This window comes from Peptoniphilus harei, assembly GCF_016726485.1.
GTDB classification, from domain to species: domain Bacteria; phylum Bacillota; class Clostridia; order Tissierellales; family Peptoniphilaceae; genus Peptoniphilus_A; species Peptoniphilus_A harei.
The window spans coordinates 324,574-338,391 of sequence record NZ_CP068103.1 but is presented as its reverse complement, the minus strand read 5'-3'; the positions used below and the strand labels follow the sequence as shown (position 1 = coordinate 338,391).

At 34.0% G+C, this 13,818-nt stretch carries 14 protein-coding genes and 1 tRNA gene; 10 read left to right on the top strand and 5 right to left on the bottom strand.

The annotated features are described in order from the left end of the window. Positions 1-97: 97 nt before the first annotated feature. Genes I6I93_RS01530 through I6I93_RS01500 form a run of 7 tightly spaced genes read left to right on the top strand, consistent with a single transcriptional unit; the run spans position 98 to position 7,175 of the window. Positions 98-1,843 carry an ABC transporter ATP-binding protein gene (locus I6I93_RS01530; RefSeq protein ID WP_112890488.1) on the top strand — a complete coding sequence of 582 codons (1,746 nt, stop codon included), beginning with the start codon at positions 98-100 and terminating at the stop codon, positions 1,841-1,843. Beyond that, a complete protein-coding gene (locus I6I93_RS01525) occupies positions 1,843-3,564 on the top strand; it encodes an ABC transporter ATP-binding protein (protein ID WP_112890487.1) in 1,722 nt (573 codons plus the stop codon). The genes I6I93_RS01530 and I6I93_RS01525 overlap by 1 nt, the downstream gene beginning before the upstream one ends. 11 nt (positions 3,565-3,575) lie before the next feature. Beyond that, on the top strand, positions 3,576-4,157 hold the full coding sequence (locus I6I93_RS01520; protein WP_112890486.1) for an MptD family putative ECF transporter S component: 582 nt from the start codon (positions 3,576-3,578) through the stop codon (positions 4,155-4,157). Further along, positions 4,157-4,852 (top strand): energy-coupling factor transporter transmembrane component T family protein, encoded by a 696-nt coding sequence (locus I6I93_RS01515; RefSeq protein WP_112890485.1) that lies wholly within the window; start codon positions 4,157-4,159, stop codon positions 4,850-4,852. The genes I6I93_RS01520 and I6I93_RS01515 overlap by 1 nt, the downstream gene beginning before the upstream one ends. Next, positions 4,846-6,252: an ATP-binding cassette domain-containing protein gene (locus I6I93_RS01510; RefSeq protein WP_112890484.1), complete on the top strand. Its 1,407-nt coding sequence runs from the start codon at positions 4,846-4,848 to the stop codon at positions 6,250-6,252. The genes I6I93_RS01515 and I6I93_RS01510 overlap by 7 nt, the downstream gene beginning before the upstream one ends. Beyond that, positions 6,242-6,694 carry a hypothetical protein gene (locus tag I6I93_RS01505; protein ID WP_112890483.1) on the top strand — a complete coding sequence of 151 codons (453 nt, stop codon included), beginning with the start codon at positions 6,242-6,244 and terminating at the stop codon, positions 6,692-6,694. Before I6I93_RS01510 ends, I6I93_RS01505 begins: the two co-directional genes overlap by 11 nt. Next, positions 6,678-7,175 (top strand): helix-turn-helix domain-containing protein, encoded by a 498-nt coding sequence (locus I6I93_RS01500; protein WP_112890482.1) that lies wholly within the window; start codon positions 6,678-6,680, stop codon positions 7,173-7,175. Before I6I93_RS01505 ends, I6I93_RS01500 begins: the two co-directional genes overlap by 17 nt. Positions 7,176-7,197: 22 nt before the next feature. On the opposite strand, the gene I6I93_RS01495 is transcribed toward I6I93_RS01500, so the two are convergent. Continuing rightward, positions 7,198-7,992, bottom strand: a complete 795-nt coding sequence (locus I6I93_RS01495; RefSeq protein ID WP_112890481.1) for a nitroreductase family protein — start codon at positions 7,990-7,992, stop codon at positions 7,198-7,200. A gap of 109 nt (positions 7,993-8,101) precedes the next feature. Here I6I93_RS01495 and I6I93_RS01490 point away from each other — a divergent pair, with 109 nt between their 5' ends. After that, positions 8,102-9,961: an ATP-dependent helicase gene (locus I6I93_RS01490; RefSeq protein ID WP_112890480.1), complete on the top strand. Its 1,860-nt coding sequence runs from the start codon at positions 8,102-8,104 to the stop codon at positions 9,959-9,961. Then, a complete protein-coding gene (gene mgtE / locus I6I93_RS01485) occupies positions 9,945-11,282 on the top strand; it encodes a magnesium transporter (RefSeq protein WP_112890479.1) in 1,338 nt (445 codons plus the stop codon). Before I6I93_RS01490 ends, mgtE begins: the two co-directional genes overlap by 17 nt. 51 nt (positions 11,283-11,333) lie before the next feature. Here mgtE and I6I93_RS01480 read toward each other — a convergent pair whose 3' ends face one another. Genes I6I93_RS01480 through sfsA form a run of 3 tightly spaced genes read right to left on the bottom strand, consistent with a single transcriptional unit; the run spans position 11,334 to position 12,750 of the window. Further along, positions 11,334-11,549, bottom strand: a complete 216-nt coding sequence (locus I6I93_RS01480) for a DUF6440 family protein (RefSeq protein ID WP_112890478.1) — start codon at positions 11,547-11,549, stop codon at positions 11,334-11,336. Positions 11,550-11,557: 8 nt separating this feature from the next. After that, positions 11,558-12,061 carry a GNAT family N-acetyltransferase gene (locus tag I6I93_RS01475; RefSeq protein WP_112890477.1) on the bottom strand — a complete coding sequence of 168 codons (504 nt, stop codon included), beginning with the start codon at positions 12,059-12,061 and terminating at the stop codon, positions 11,558-11,560. Then, positions 12,052-12,750: a DNA/RNA nuclease SfsA gene (gene sfsA / locus I6I93_RS01470; RefSeq protein WP_112890476.1), complete on the bottom strand. Its 699-nt coding sequence runs from the start codon at positions 12,748-12,750 to the stop codon at positions 12,052-12,054. The genes I6I93_RS01475 and sfsA overlap by 10 nt, the downstream gene beginning before the upstream one ends. Positions 12,751-12,827: 77 nt before the next feature. Here sfsA and I6I93_RS01465 point away from each other — a divergent pair, with 77 nt between their 5' ends. Next, a complete protein-coding gene (locus I6I93_RS01465) occupies positions 12,828-13,352 on the top strand; it encodes a cysteine hydrolase family protein (protein WP_112890475.1) in 525 nt (174 codons plus the stop codon). A gap of 387 nt (positions 13,353-13,739) precedes the next feature. Here the strand turns inward: I6I93_RS01465 and I6I93_RS01460 are convergent. Further along, a tRNA-Phe gene (locus I6I93_RS01460) sits at positions 13,740-13,815 on the bottom strand. Positions 13,816-13,818: the final 3 nt, after the last annotated feature.

Genomic DNA, 13,818 nt, shown 5'->3' with positions numbered 1-13,818 from the left:
AAGTATTTTTGTTAAGAAATTAAGAAAAAGAAATATTATAATAATATCGATAATTGTTATCAGTTATTTTTTATTTAATAAAGAGAGGTGTTATATTTTGAAATTATACAAAAAATTATTTTCCTACATACCTGAGAGAAAACTCCACGGTATTTTTGCATGTTTACTTACGACGGTGGGCATTGTTTTAGAATTTTATGCCTATTATTTAATTTGGATTTTGCTAAAGAATGTTTTTAGTGGTGGAGTCTTGTCAGAAGAAAGAAGTCTAGCCATAAAAATTTTATTTTTATTTATCGCCTATGGTATTTTATACTTTATGGGACTATGGATGAGTCACTTGGCAGGATTTAGGCTTGAAACTCGTCTTCGTGAAAGAGGTATAAGACATCTTCTTGGGGCATCTAATACTTTCTTTGACCTACATAATTCAGGAGAAGTGAGAAAAATAATTGACAACAATGTGGAGCAAACTCACATGATTGTGGCTCATTTAATTCCAGATCAAACAGCAGCATTTTTGACTCCCATACTTATGATTATCTTGACCTTTGTATTGGATTTATACCTTGGAATATTTTTTATTGTCATTGTCCTAATAAGTTTAGTCCTTGTAAAAAATATGATGGGTGATCAGTCCTTTATGAAGAAGTATATGGATATGCTTGACGAAATGAATGCAGGTGCAGTTGAGTATGTAAGGGCCATGCCTGTAGTAAAGATTTTTAATGCACCCCTAATTGGTTTTAAAAAACTTTATGATTCGATTCTAATTTATAAGGAGATGGTCTATAAATATTCTATGTCTTGCAGGTTTCCCTTTGTCCTATTTCAATGGCTTTTAAATATTTTTATAATTACGCCAATATTCTTTGGAATCTTTATGGTAAATAGGGGAGCTGATCCTGGTCTTTGGGCTGCAAAAATTTTATTTTTCACTTTGTTCATGGGGATATTTTATTCCAACACAATGAAAATTATGTATGTTTCCATGTATATCTTCCAAGCCAACTCTGCTGTGGATAATCTTGAAAATTTATTCAAGGAGATGAAGGAGAAGGAAATAGAATTTGGAAGTCAAAGAGAATTTTTAAATAAAAATATTGAATTCAAGAATGTAGACTTCTCTTATGACGGAGAAAATAAAATTTTAGATAACTTTTCTCTCAGTCTTGAAGAAGATAAGGTCTATGCTTTGGTGGGTAGTTCGGGTTCAGGTAAGTCGACTATTGCAAAATTAATTTCTGGCTTGTATCCAGTTGACTCAGGAGAAATTTTAATTGGAGACAAAAATATTTCTTCTTATGACAAGGAAAGTCTAATGAAAAATATAGGAATTGTTTTTCAAAATCCACAACTCTTCCAGGGTATTTCCATTTTTGAAAATGTTAAGCTTGCGAAAAGTGACGCCTCTGATGAAGAGGTATTAAGGGCATTAAAAATTGCAAGGTGTGACGAGTTCATATACAAATTTAAAGATGCTTATGATGTAGTGATTGGAGCAGAAGGTGTAAATCTTTCTGGGGGAGAAAAGCAAAGAGTAAGTATTGCTAGGATTTTCTTAAAGGATCCAAAAATTATTATTATGGACGAAGCTTCAGCAGCTGCTGATCCTGAAAATGAGTATGAATTACAAATTGCCTTTAAGGAATTAATAAAGAATAGGACTACAATTATGATTGCCCACAGGCTCACTTCCATAAGAGGAGTGGATGAAATTCTTTTAATCGAAGATGGAAAGCTAATTGAAAGAGGAAGCCACGATATACTTTACAAGGAAGACAGCAAGTATAAGAAGTTTGTAGAAATGTATAATAGTGCAAATGAATGGAGGGTTGACTGATGAAAAATTACTTAAAAAATCGTTTTGGACTTACAGATAAGGGGGCAGAAGGTGCCCTAGTTGCAATAAGATATTCCAGCCTAAAGAACCTTTCTTATATGTTACCTATGTTCCTTCTTATGTATGTAATGCAAGGCTTGTTAAACTTAGGGGACTTTAGTCTAAGTCTTTCGGTCATTGCCTATGTAATAATTGCTCTTCTTATGATTTTTGTAATTAATAGGGACTACATTACAACTTACAATGAAACCTATAAGGAATCTGCAAATCTTAGGATAGAAATTTCTGAAATAATTAAGGAATTGCCTCTTAGTTTTTATTCAAGCAGAGATTTAACAGATCTTTCTCAAACAATAATGAAAGACGTAGAGGCAATTGAGCATGGACTTTCCCATGCAGTGCCAGGCTTTTATGGCTTTATAATAAATCTATTCATTATTTCGATTTTGTTACTAATTGGGAATTTAAAACTTGGGCTTGCAGTTATAATTCCAATTTATATTTCTGCTATCTTGAGTTTGCTTTCCAGCAGGATACAAAAGAAGGGAGTAAGGTCCTACTACAAGGAGCAAAGGAAGTCCTCAAAGATGTTCCAAGAACTCATTGACCTATCTACAGAGATTAAGTCCTATAACTTGACTGAAGAAAAGGAAAAAAATGGAATTGACTTTGTTAGGTCCTTAGAAAAAAACCACATTAAGTCAGAACTGGGACAAGTTATACCCATTGTTTCTGCAACAGTTGTGGCAAACTTATCGCTTGCCCTTGCAATATATGTTGGATTAAATAGCTTGATAGACGGGGAAATAAATATTTTGTATTTTGCAGGATACTTATTTGCTTCAGCAAGATTAATTGATGGCGTTGCTGCCTTCAACCAATTTTATGGAGAGTTAATGTATATTGATTCGCCAGTTGAAAAGATAAAGGCCCTAAGGAATGAAAAAATTCAAAAAGGAAAAGAAGCAGAATTAAGGTCTTTTGACATTAAGGGAGATAGAGTTTCTTTTTCTTATCTCGATGATAAAAAAGTTATAGATAATATTTCCTTTAAGACCTTGCAGGGAAAGACTACTGCCCTTGTTGGTCCATCTGGTTGTGGTAAGTCTACCTTAATAAAATTAGTGGCAAGGCTATATGATTATGACTCTGGAAAAATTACAATTGATGACAAGGAAATAAAAAATATTGACACACAAGACTTATTCAAACACATTTCCATGGTCTTTCAAGATGTAACCCTCTTTAACGGATCAGTGATGGAAAATATTAGGCTAGGCAGGTCCAGTGCCAGTGACGAAGAAGTTCTTGAAGCAGCAAGACTTGCCAACTGTGATGATTTTGTAAAGAAATTGCCAAGGGGATATGAAACAGAAATTGGCGAAAATGGTTCAAACTTATCTGGAGGAGAAAGGCAAAGAATTTCCATAGCAAGAGCCTTCTTAAAGGATGCAGAAATAATTCTTTTAGATGAAATTGCCGCATCACTTGATGTGGAAAATGAAAAGTACATCCAAGAATCTTTGAATAAATTAACAAAGAATAAAACTGTCATAATAATATCCCACAGGATGAAGTCAATAGAAAATGTAGACCAAATAATTGTTATGAAGGACGGAAAGATCGAAGACTTTGGAAGACATGAAGAACTAATAGAAAGAAGCAAGACTTACAAGAAGATGATTGAGTCATCAAAGAAGTCAGAAGAATTTGTATATTAGGAGGAGATAAGATGAAAAAATTTGGGATACGAGATTTAGTAAACGCCGGTGTATTTTCACTTTTAACTGTAATGGCAACTTGGTGTGGAGGTATGATAGGTTTTATACCTGTCCTTATGCCCCTAGTTCCCTTTGCTTGTGGTTTAGTTTCAGGACCAGTCTTTATGCTTTATTCAACAAAGATAGACAAGTTTGGAATGGTCTTAATAATGGGAATAGTTTTTGGACTTGTATTTTCAATGTCAGGTCATGGGGCAATAGTTCTTCCTGCCATAATTATCTTGTCCTTAATTTGTGAGATGATATTAAAAAGTGGTGGTTACAAGTCAATAAAAACTGCAAGACTAAGCTACACAGTCTTTATGATTTTTGCAGCTGCAAATTTAATACCAATTTATTTTGCTAGAGATGCCTTTGTACAATCCTTAATCGATAGAAATTATGGGGCTGAATATGTAAATAAATTATTATCTGTTATGCCAACTTGGTCCTTTATACCTGTTGTCCTAGTAGGCATGTTAGGTGGATATTTAGGCTGCACTATTGGAATTAAAATCCTAAATAAGCACTTCAAAAAAGCAGGAATGGCTTAATGAAAATAGACTTTAGGACAAAAATATTTTTAACAAATGTAATAGGGATTGTTGCCATTGAAGGTTCTCTTGGAAGAAGATATTATTATCTTGGAATTTTGATAGCAATTTTCCCCTACTTACTTGCACTATTTGATAGAAAGTGGTCCCTTTTAATTAAGGGACTTTTATATACTTCTGTGGCAGTCTTAGGGCAAGGTCTCTTGCTTAAGCTTCCGCAAAATTTCTTTACAATGATTTTAAACCTCTATGTTGGAATTATTATAAAAGTTTTGCCTGGCTTTATTATGGGTTACTATGCTCTGGTTACAACAAAAATGAGTGATCTTGTTTACTCTTTGCAGAAAATAAGCTTGCCAAATTTTTTGATTATTCCTGTTTCTGTAATGTTTAGATTTTTTTATTCAATAAAGGAAGATTACATGAAAATAAATGAGGCCATGTATATGCATGGACTAACTATGAAAAATTTTTTCAAAGACCCTGCTAAGATTTTGGAATATAAGTTTGTTCCACTTTTAATGATCACATCACAAACTGCTGATGATGTTGCCATATCAGCTATGACAAGGGGAATGAGAGTGGATGGAGAGAGGTCATCTATTTCTGATGCTAGCTTGAAGTTACAAGATTATGTCTTAATGATCTTTGGAATTTTTATAATTATTTTATTCATCAGGGTGAAAATATGTTAGAGTTTAAAAATTTTTCCTTAGCCTATGAAAATTATAAGGGCAAAGAAAATATAATATTTGAAAATATTAATCTGTCCTTCGAAAGGGGCAGTGTAAATGTAATAAGTGGCGAGTCAGGTTCAGGAAAGTCAACTTTTATAAAGTTAATTAATGGTATAATTCCAGAGATAAATAATGCAAAAATTTCGGGTCAGCTTTTATTTAAGGGGAAAAATTTATTTGACCAGGGCATAAGCGATAGGAGTCAATATATTTCCACAGTTTTTCAAAATCCCAAAAATCAATTTTACTGCATCAATTCAAGTGATGAGATGGCCCTTGCTCTTGAAAACAGAAATGTAAAAAGAGAGGAGATATTAAGTAAGATAGATTATTATACAAGGATTTTTGGGACAGATAAATTACTTGATAGAGATTTATTCAAATTATCGGGTGGGGAGAAACAACTTGTGGCTATTACATCTGTTGCCCTAATGGATAATGAAATTTATATTTTTGATGAGCCCTCTGCCTCTCTTGATAATCAATCCATTGAAAGACTAAAAAATATTATTGAGGTATTAAAGGAAAAGAAAAAAATTATAATTATTGCAGAGCATAGGCTTTACTACCTAAGGGATATAATGGAAAAGCTCTTTGTCATTGAGGACAAAAAAATAAATTCTTATGAAAGAGAAGAGCTTAATGATGAATTCATAAGAAATCATAAGCTGAGAAGCCTAAAGGAGATAAAAAAGGAAGATTTGAATAAGGATAAATACATAAAAAAATCTTTTTTTGATAAAAATTTTGATCATGACAAAATAATGGAGTGTCGAAACTTTTTTTGCAAGTATAGGGGAAGTGAGAAGGTAATTTTTGACTTCAACCTATCCTTTGACAGGGGAATTTATTTTATAATTGGAGCAAATGGAATAGGAAAGACCTCTTTTATAAGAAATATTTGTGGACTTAATAAGGGACAAAGGGGAGATTTATATTATGGGTCTGAGAAAATAAAGAGATCCTATGAAAAAATTTCTCTTGTAATGCAAGATGTGAACTATCAATTATTTACAGATTCAGTTTACTCAGAAATTTCAATAGTATCAGATGATGACCTCCTAAAGGAAAAAATCTTACGTGATTTAGGACTCTGGGACAAGAAGGGCAGACACCCCCAAGCCTTATCTGGAGGAGAGAAGCAAAGACTTGCCCTTGGACTAGCCCTTGCCAGCAAGAAGGAAATAGTTTTGTTAGACGAACCAACTTCTGGCTTGTGCCTAAAGAATATGACAAAATTAATTAGCTTCTTAAAGGAAATGAAAAAGCAAAATAAAACAATTATTATAATCACACACGATTATGAATTTATTAAGAGTGCAGATGAAAATATTTTGGAGTTTGTAAATGAAAAATAATAATTATTTAGCTTCCTGGGACTTTGAGGTCGTTGATGATAATGATGATTTTATAGAGTATCAAGGGATAAGCCATCCTAAAAATAAAATGAAAAATTATAAACTCTTCCCAGGACTTATGCTCATGTATATTGACTTAAGGGAAAGGTATCAGGTGCAAGCTTCTGATAGTAAGGGAAAGAAGGGTTATAGGATTTCTTATAGCTATGAAGGCAATTACTTTACCTATATCAATGATACAAAAATTTTAATAACTAGAGAAATTTTTATTGGAAAGGCCCTTCCCTATGCAAGGGAATCTTATACAACCAAGGACAGGGTTCAAGCCTTTAACTTTTTCATTTTTGAAGACCAGATAGATGAGAATTCCTTTTACGGGAAAATTTTAGGGGAATTTTTGAAAAAAAATAAATTTCATAAAGGATATGGGTTTTGTATATAAGAATGAAAGACTAATTCAAAGAGCCAATGAACTTATCCAAGTCCTAAAAAGTGAAGATATCTTGGGGATTTCTATAAAGGCTTTGGATTTTATTTACGATATTACACGAGAAAAAACTTCCGAAATAAGAAAATCTTATCAGAAGGAAGAGGGAAGTGAGGAAATTATTCTAATTGAAGAGTTTATTAAAAATAATTTAGACAAGGATATTACTTTAGATTTGCTTACAAAAAAATTTAAGATTTCTAAGTCAAACTTAAACAATAAATTCATTAGAAAATTTCAGTACACTCCTATAAAGTACTTAAATAATTTGAGGATGATGAAGGCAGAAGAAATTTTGACTAATACAGATAAAAATATAACAGAAATTGCCATGGAACTTGGTCTCACAAGTCCATCAAATTTCACAAGATCCTTTAAAAAATTTACGGGACTAAGTCCAAGTGAATACAGAAAAAAAGAAGCTCGAAGTGAATGAGCTTCTTTTTAATGTTTAAATTTTATAAAGTAAAGGAACCAATGTAATAATATTTGCCGTCGTCCTTTAGGTCTATTGTCCATTTCTTTTCGATTCCCATAGTCTTAAGCATCTCTTCCATGTAGAAAAGGATAACGCCCATGTCTATTAGTGATCTTGAGTCTTCGTCAGATTTTAACATGTAAGCTTCAACAACTGATCCCTTTAGAACAAATCTCCAAGGTTGGAAATTTTTGTGGCTTGGTGCATATCTAACAGATGAGAAGACATCAAAGACTCCGTAGTTTTCTAGAGTTTCAATGGAAATTGGATTTCCTAGTGTGTCAGCAAATACAATTTCATCTACATTAAGTCTTGAGCTTGTAACTTCTGGATCAAATAATTTTTTCTTTTGTCCGTAGCCAATTGCAATGAGATAGTCGATTCCTATTCCATTTTCCCCGAATATTGCCTTCTTAGTTTCTGCATCAACATCATCTACTGTTATCCAGCATGTGTCTAAATCAAGGTCGACTATTTTTGTATTTAGCTTTTCAAGGCAGTAGCCACCCTTTAAGATGTTAAGTGGTTTGTCATTTGTGATGTCTAGTGCAATGTAATGTGGAGCTTCGATCATAACTCCAGAATAACCAGCCTTGCCCCTTAGACCTTCTGCTACGATTTTTCCGTTTTCGTAAAGTGAAAAATTTATTTCTCCTTCTTCTTGGTCTAGTTCATCCATAAGTAATTTTATATTTTCTAAAGAATCCCTTGGTACTGTATCCTTCTTAAAATTTCTCACTGATTTTCTTTTTTGTAAAAAGTTTGTCATTAACATAGTAATCCCCCTTAAAGCTCTTTCATACTAAGATTATACCATAATGAAGAGCTTAAAAATAGATTTAAAATAATCGGACTATAGTTTAAACTATAGGAGGAGGGATAAAGTGAATTTAACACCAAGTCAATTAAAAGCTGTAGACCACTTTGAGGGTCCTGCCATCGTCTTGGCAGTTCCTGGAGCTGGAAAAACTACTATGATCCTTTACAGGACAAAAAAATTAATAGAGAGGGGAGTGGACCCAAAGAGCATCTTAACCATTACTTTTTCAAAGGCCCAAGCAGTGGATATAAAAAATCGTTTTGTAGGAATGAATGGAGACAGGACTGTCCACTTCTCCACTATTCATGCTTTTTGCTACTCAATTGTAAGGGATTATTCCAAAAAGTATGGCAAGTCCCTTAGCTTAATTGATTCTAATATGAAAAAGAAGTACGAGATCCTAAGAGACATCTACAGGTCGGTTAATAATTCTTATCCCACAGAAGAGCGAATCGAGACAGCAATTTCAGAAGTTGGCTATTGCAAGAATATGATGCTGTCGCCCCAATCTTTTGCCAAGACTAAAAGGTGTGACACAGATAATTTTGTGAAATTCTTTGAGACCTATGAGAAGTTTAAAAAAGACAAGAGCTTAATAGACTTTGATGATATGATAAATCTTTCTTATGAAGTCTTAAAAAATGACCCGGCAATAATGAAGAAGTACAGGGACAGGTTTAAGTTTATCCAAATTGATGAAGGACAAGACACTTCTAGGAGCCAATTTATGGTTTTAAAGCTCCTTGCCAAGCCTAGCAACAATTTATTTGTTGTTGCCGATGACGACCAGTCTATCTATGGCTTTAGGGGAGCCAACACAGAGGAACTTTTTAAGCTTCAAGATGAATTCGATGACATCAAGACTTTTTATATGGAAGACAACTTCCGTTCCACAAAAAATATCGTAAATATTGCAAATATTTTTATTGCCCAAAATGAAAAGAGGTTTGAAAAGACCCTTGTGACAGAAAATCCCTTTGACAAACCCGTCAATATTATTAAGGTCAAGGAACCAAGGGACCAGTACGCACTTATAGAAGAAGAGTTGAAAAAAGATGATGGTAACATAGCCGTCCTCTATAGGAACAACTTATCAAGTATTGGCCTTGTGGAGTATTTTGAGAGGAAAAATTATGAATTTAATATTAAGGACAAGAAGACCAAGTTTTTCTCCCACTTTATAACTCGTGATATCTTGGATATTTTAAATTTTGCCCATGATTTGTCGGACATAGACCTCTATGAAAAATTTTATTTTAAGTTGAAGGGTTATATTTCAAAAAGACATATTGAATACTTAAAGAGGCACAGGGGGAAAAATGTCTTCAACATCCTAAAGGACTATCCAGACCTTCCTTCTTACTACAACAAAAATATCAATGGTCTCCTAGTTGGTTTTAAGAAGATTGCAAGAGTAAGTGTCTATGAAGCTATAGATTATATTGACAAAGAAATGGGTTACGGTGACTACCTAAGGGAAAATGCCAAGAGGTTTATGGAGACAGAATCCACCTTAAATGAATACCTCTATTATTTAAAGATGATTGCAAAGTCAACTAAGTCCTTAGACTTATTCGTTGGAAGACTAAAGGAGTTGGAATATGATCTCTTAAAGGCAAGGGACACTGATGCAAGGCTTACCTTCTCCACAATCCACTCAGCCAAGGGGCTTGAATTCTCTAAAGTCTTTGTTGTAGACTTATATGAGGGAACCCTGCCTTCTACTTCAAGCATTGAGGACCTAAGAGAAGATCCAGACCTCTATGAAGAGGAGAGACGCCTATTTTATGTAGCCATGACCAGGGCAAAGAGGGAGCTCTTCCTCATGTATTCCCACTACACTAATGGAAAGAAAAATGAAATTTCTTCCTTTGTGACAGATTTAGAAACTTTAGCAGGAGGAAAAAGTGAACATAATAGATGAAATAAAAAATATAATTTTGGAAAGAGATGAGATAAAAGCAAATGAGCTCTTTGATGAATATCATCCAGTTGATATATCTCTAGAGCTAGAAGAATATGAAGACGATGAACTTGAAGTTTTTGTAAAATTACTAAACAAGGAAAATCTTGGACTCTTGTTAGAGTCATCTGAAGAAGATTTGGCAGTAGATATAATGAAGTTTTTCACCAATGAAGAACTTATTGAGGCCTTTGCCTTTATAGAAAATTCTATAGTGGCAGACCTTCTTGGATTTCTTTCAACAGTTAGGAGAAAGGAAATCTTGTCTAAGTTAAAAAGTGATAAACAAAATGTCCTAAAGATGATTCTCTCCTTTGATGAGGAATCTGCAGGTTCAATTATGGCTACAAATTTTATAGCCCTTAAGGAATATTTAACTGCTGACCAGGCTGTAAAGAAATTAATTGCAATTTCCCCAAAGACAGAAATTATAGACAAGATTTTTGTGACAGATGATAAGCACAGACTCAAGGGTATTGTAACAATGAGGGACCTCTTAGTTTGTCATGCAGATGATCTTTTAAAGGATCTTATGGAAGACTGCGATTTCTATGTCTATGGGACAGATGACCAAGAAGTTGCAGCCAATCTCTTCTCCAAGTATGAACTAGACATACTTCCAGTTGTAAATAATAATATGGCAATCCTTGGTGTAATTACATCAGACGATATCATCGCTGTTATTGACCAAGAGCACAACGAAGATATGTTGCAGATGCACGGTGTTAACGCCGATGAAGAATACGACTCAAGCATCTTAGAATCCTTTAAGTCTAGAATTCCTTGGCTAATTGTAAACCTTGTGACAGCCTTCTTGGCTTCATCAGTTGTAAAGGGATTTGAATCAACAATTTCTCAAGTGGTTGTCCTATCAGCTGCCATGCCTATTGTAACGGGAATGGGTGGCAACGCAGGGTCCCAAACTCTTTCAATTATTATCACGTCCCTTGCAAGGGGAGAGTTGTCTTTAAAGAAGGACTTTAAGCTTATTTTTAAGGAAATTTTCTTGGGACTTACTGAAGGGGCAATAATTGGTCTCTTGGCGGCAGGAGTTTTTGTCTTCTGGCACCACAATCTTTACCTTGGCCTAATACTATTTTTGGCAATGATTTTAAATATGATAATTGCTTGCTCCATGGGCTTTTTAATTCCACTAATCTTAGACAAGCTCAAGGTGGACCCGGCAATTGCATCATCAATATTTTTGACAACTTTTACAGATGTATTTGGATTTTTTATCTTCCTAGGTCTGGCAACAGTTTTTTTACCAAAATTAATATAAAAATAAAACCACAGTCTTTTAAGTATTAAACTTTTAGACTGTGGTTCTTTTTTATATTCTTTCCTTGTAAGATGCGATTTCTCTTTGATTAGAAACAATAACTTTTCCCTCACCATCAAGGAGGGGAGTGATTCCCATGCCGTAACCGGCGCTTATATAGAGATAATTAACACCAGTCTCTGTGTCCAAAAGAATTTTCATGTACTCAGTAAGAGATCCCTCTTTAAAAATCTCAATAAATCTTTTGTCATCCTTATTTTTAAACATTTTTAACCTCACAATACTTTTTCAAAGGCAAGTCTTTCATTCTTGCCAGAGAGATAAACTAGTCCTACGTATTTATAATTTAAGGACTTTAGAAGTCCCTGCATTGTCTTATTGCCCCTGTGGGTGTCAATCCTCACAGACTTAAAACTATTTTCTCTTGCATAGGCTTCTGCCAGCTCAATGACTTTTCTTCCGTAACCTTGCTTACTTTCCCTTTTAAGGGTTCCAATCCTGTGGAGGGCCACATAGGGCTTTGGACTTTGCCAAGTTCCATCTAAGTTATTTTCATAATCGATGTCGAAGTCATAAATAATTACAGTGGAGACAACTTGTCCTTGGTCATCTAAGACAAAAATATTTTTATTTTCTTTGAGTTCCTTAAAATTATCAAGATTTGGTTTATCTTGCCCTTGCCATTGGTCAAGTCCCAAGGACTTTAATTTCTTCGATCCATCATCATAAATCTTTAAAATTATTTCTCTATCATCTTCTTTTGCTAGTCTTAATTCCATTTTTCCTCCAAAATAACAGGGACTTCCTTATTAAGTTCTATTGAATTTCTTGTGACTATTGAATCATAGGCAAGAACGCCCACTCCATTTTCACTTGCTTCACTAAGTCCTTTAGAAAAATCTGGGTCAGTTAGATAATTGGGCGTAAAAAACTTAACATCTTCCATTTGGATTACAAAGAGGACAAAGGTCTTGTAGTCCTCGTGGGATTTATCTAGTCCCTTGACGTGCTTAAGCCCTCTCTTAGTTGGAGCATCGGGGAAGGCAACCACTCCGTCTTTTTCAAGTGTAACTCCCTTGACTTCCATGAGGGCTTTTTGTCCCTGGCCCTCAAGATAAAAGTCGAAGCGTGAGTCCCCGTAAGTGTATTCTCTCTTTATAGTTTCATATTTAAAACCCAAGTCAATTTTATTTTTAAGTAAGGCCTCTTCCACAACTTGATTGGGAGCCTGAGAGTCAATATTTATAAGCCTATTGCCCTTCATAACTCCAATAAGTGTATAGGAAGTCTTCCTATTAGGATTGTCGTTATAGGTTAAAAAGACTGTTACTCCTTCGAGGAGAAGCTCCTTGCAGCGGCCTGTGTTTGGTACATAGACCTCAAGGGTTTTGAAACCCTTCTTGCAATAGGATATAAATCTATTCTTTCTATATAAAAATTCTGCTTTAATTGCGCTAGTGTATTTCATAAGTCACCCCAAAATATTATACAAGTAACTTTAATTTATGTAAAATTTGGAGTAAGATAGGGAAAAGGAGGGAGATAATGGACGTTTTAGTTGTTATTGATATGCAAAATGACTTTGTAACAGGATCTCTAAAGGCAAAGGACGGAGAAAATCTTTTAAAGAGAGTTGTAGAAAAAGTGGAAGGCTTTGATGGGGAAGTGGTCTACACCCTCGACACCCACCATGATGATTATCTTTCAACAAATGAAGGAAAGAACCTTCCAATTGAACACTGTATTAAGGGGACTTGGGGCCACGATATTTCAAAAGAATTAAAGCTGACTAAGTCCTTTGAAGGAGCAAAGAAGTTCGAGAAAAATACCTTTGCTTCACTTGAACTTGGAGAGTATCTTAGAAAATTAGACGAGGAAAAGGGAATAGGGGACATTTATTTTCTTGGTCTTGTTGCAGACATTTGTGTAGTTTCAAATATTTTATTGGTCAAGGGTTTCTTGCCAGAGAAAAATATTTATATTTATAAGGATTTGACAGAAGGATTAACAGAAGAAAAGAAGAGATCAGCCTTAGATGTTTTAGATTCTTGTCAAGTAAAGATAATTTAAGTTTTTAAATTTATAAATTAATAATATTGGAGAAAATCGGAAAAGTTTTTTATAGTGATGAGGTTTTTCCATGGAAGATTTTTAATTTAAATAATTACAAGACTGACATGGATATGAAAGCTATAATAAAATACTTTATATAAAGAACAAACTTGATCCAGAAAGACTAAGTGAAGATGAATTAGAAAGATTTAAAACTTAGAAATAGAAAAAGCACACAAACTAGAATGCGAGATTTGCATAAGCTGTGTGCTTTTTTATGTAAGAAATTTTATTATGACAAAGATTTAAGTCAAAGATCCAAAAATATTTTAGGGTAGCCAACAAGTAGCCAACTTTTACAATAAAAAAACCTTGAAATCATTTGATTTCAAGGGTTATAAAAAATGGTGCCCAGAGCCGGAATCGAACCAGCGACACGAGGATTTTCAGTCCTCTGCTCTACCGACTGAGCTATCTGGGCAAG

Coding starts and splice junctions, on each gene's coding strand:
- I6I93_RS01475 (WP_112890477.1), bottom strand. CDS start 12,061: ATGGAATTAAGACTAGCAAAAGAAGATGATAGAGAAATAATTTTAAAG.
- sfsA (WP_112890476.1), bottom strand. CDS start 12,750: ATGAAATACACTAGCGCAATTAAAGCAGAATTTTTATATAGAAAGAAT.
- I6I93_RS01465 (WP_112890475.1), top strand. CDS start 12,828: ATGGACGTTTTAGTTGTTATTGATATGCAAAATGACTTTGTAACAGGA.
- I6I93_RS01480 (WP_112890478.1), bottom strand. CDS start 11,549: ATGTTTAAAAATAAGGATGACAAAAGATTTATTGAGATTTTTAAAGAG.
- I6I93_RS01505 (WP_112890483.1), top strand. CDS start 6,242: ATGAAAAATAATAATTATTTAGCTTCCTGGGACTTTGAGGTCGTTGAT.
- I6I93_RS01510 (WP_112890484.1), top strand. CDS start 4,846: ATGTTAGAGTTTAAAAATTTTTCCTTAGCCTATGAAAATTATAAGGGC.
- I6I93_RS01520 (WP_112890486.1), top strand. CDS start 3,576: ATGAAAAAATTTGGGATACGAGATTTAGTAAACGCCGGTGTATTTTCA.
- I6I93_RS01500 (WP_112890482.1), top strand. CDS start 6,678: ATGGGTTTTGTATATAAGAATGAAAGACTAATTCAAAGAGCCAATGAA.
- I6I93_RS01515 (WP_112890485.1), top strand. CDS start 4,157: ATGAAAATAGACTTTAGGACAAAAATATTTTTAACAAATGTAATAGGG.
- I6I93_RS01525 (WP_112890487.1), top strand. CDS start 1,843: ATGAAAAATTACTTAAAAAATCGTTTTGGACTTACAGATAAGGGGGCA.
- I6I93_RS01495 (WP_112890481.1), bottom strand. CDS start 7,992: ATGTTAATGACAAACTTTTTACAAAAAAGAAAATCAGTGAGAAATTTT.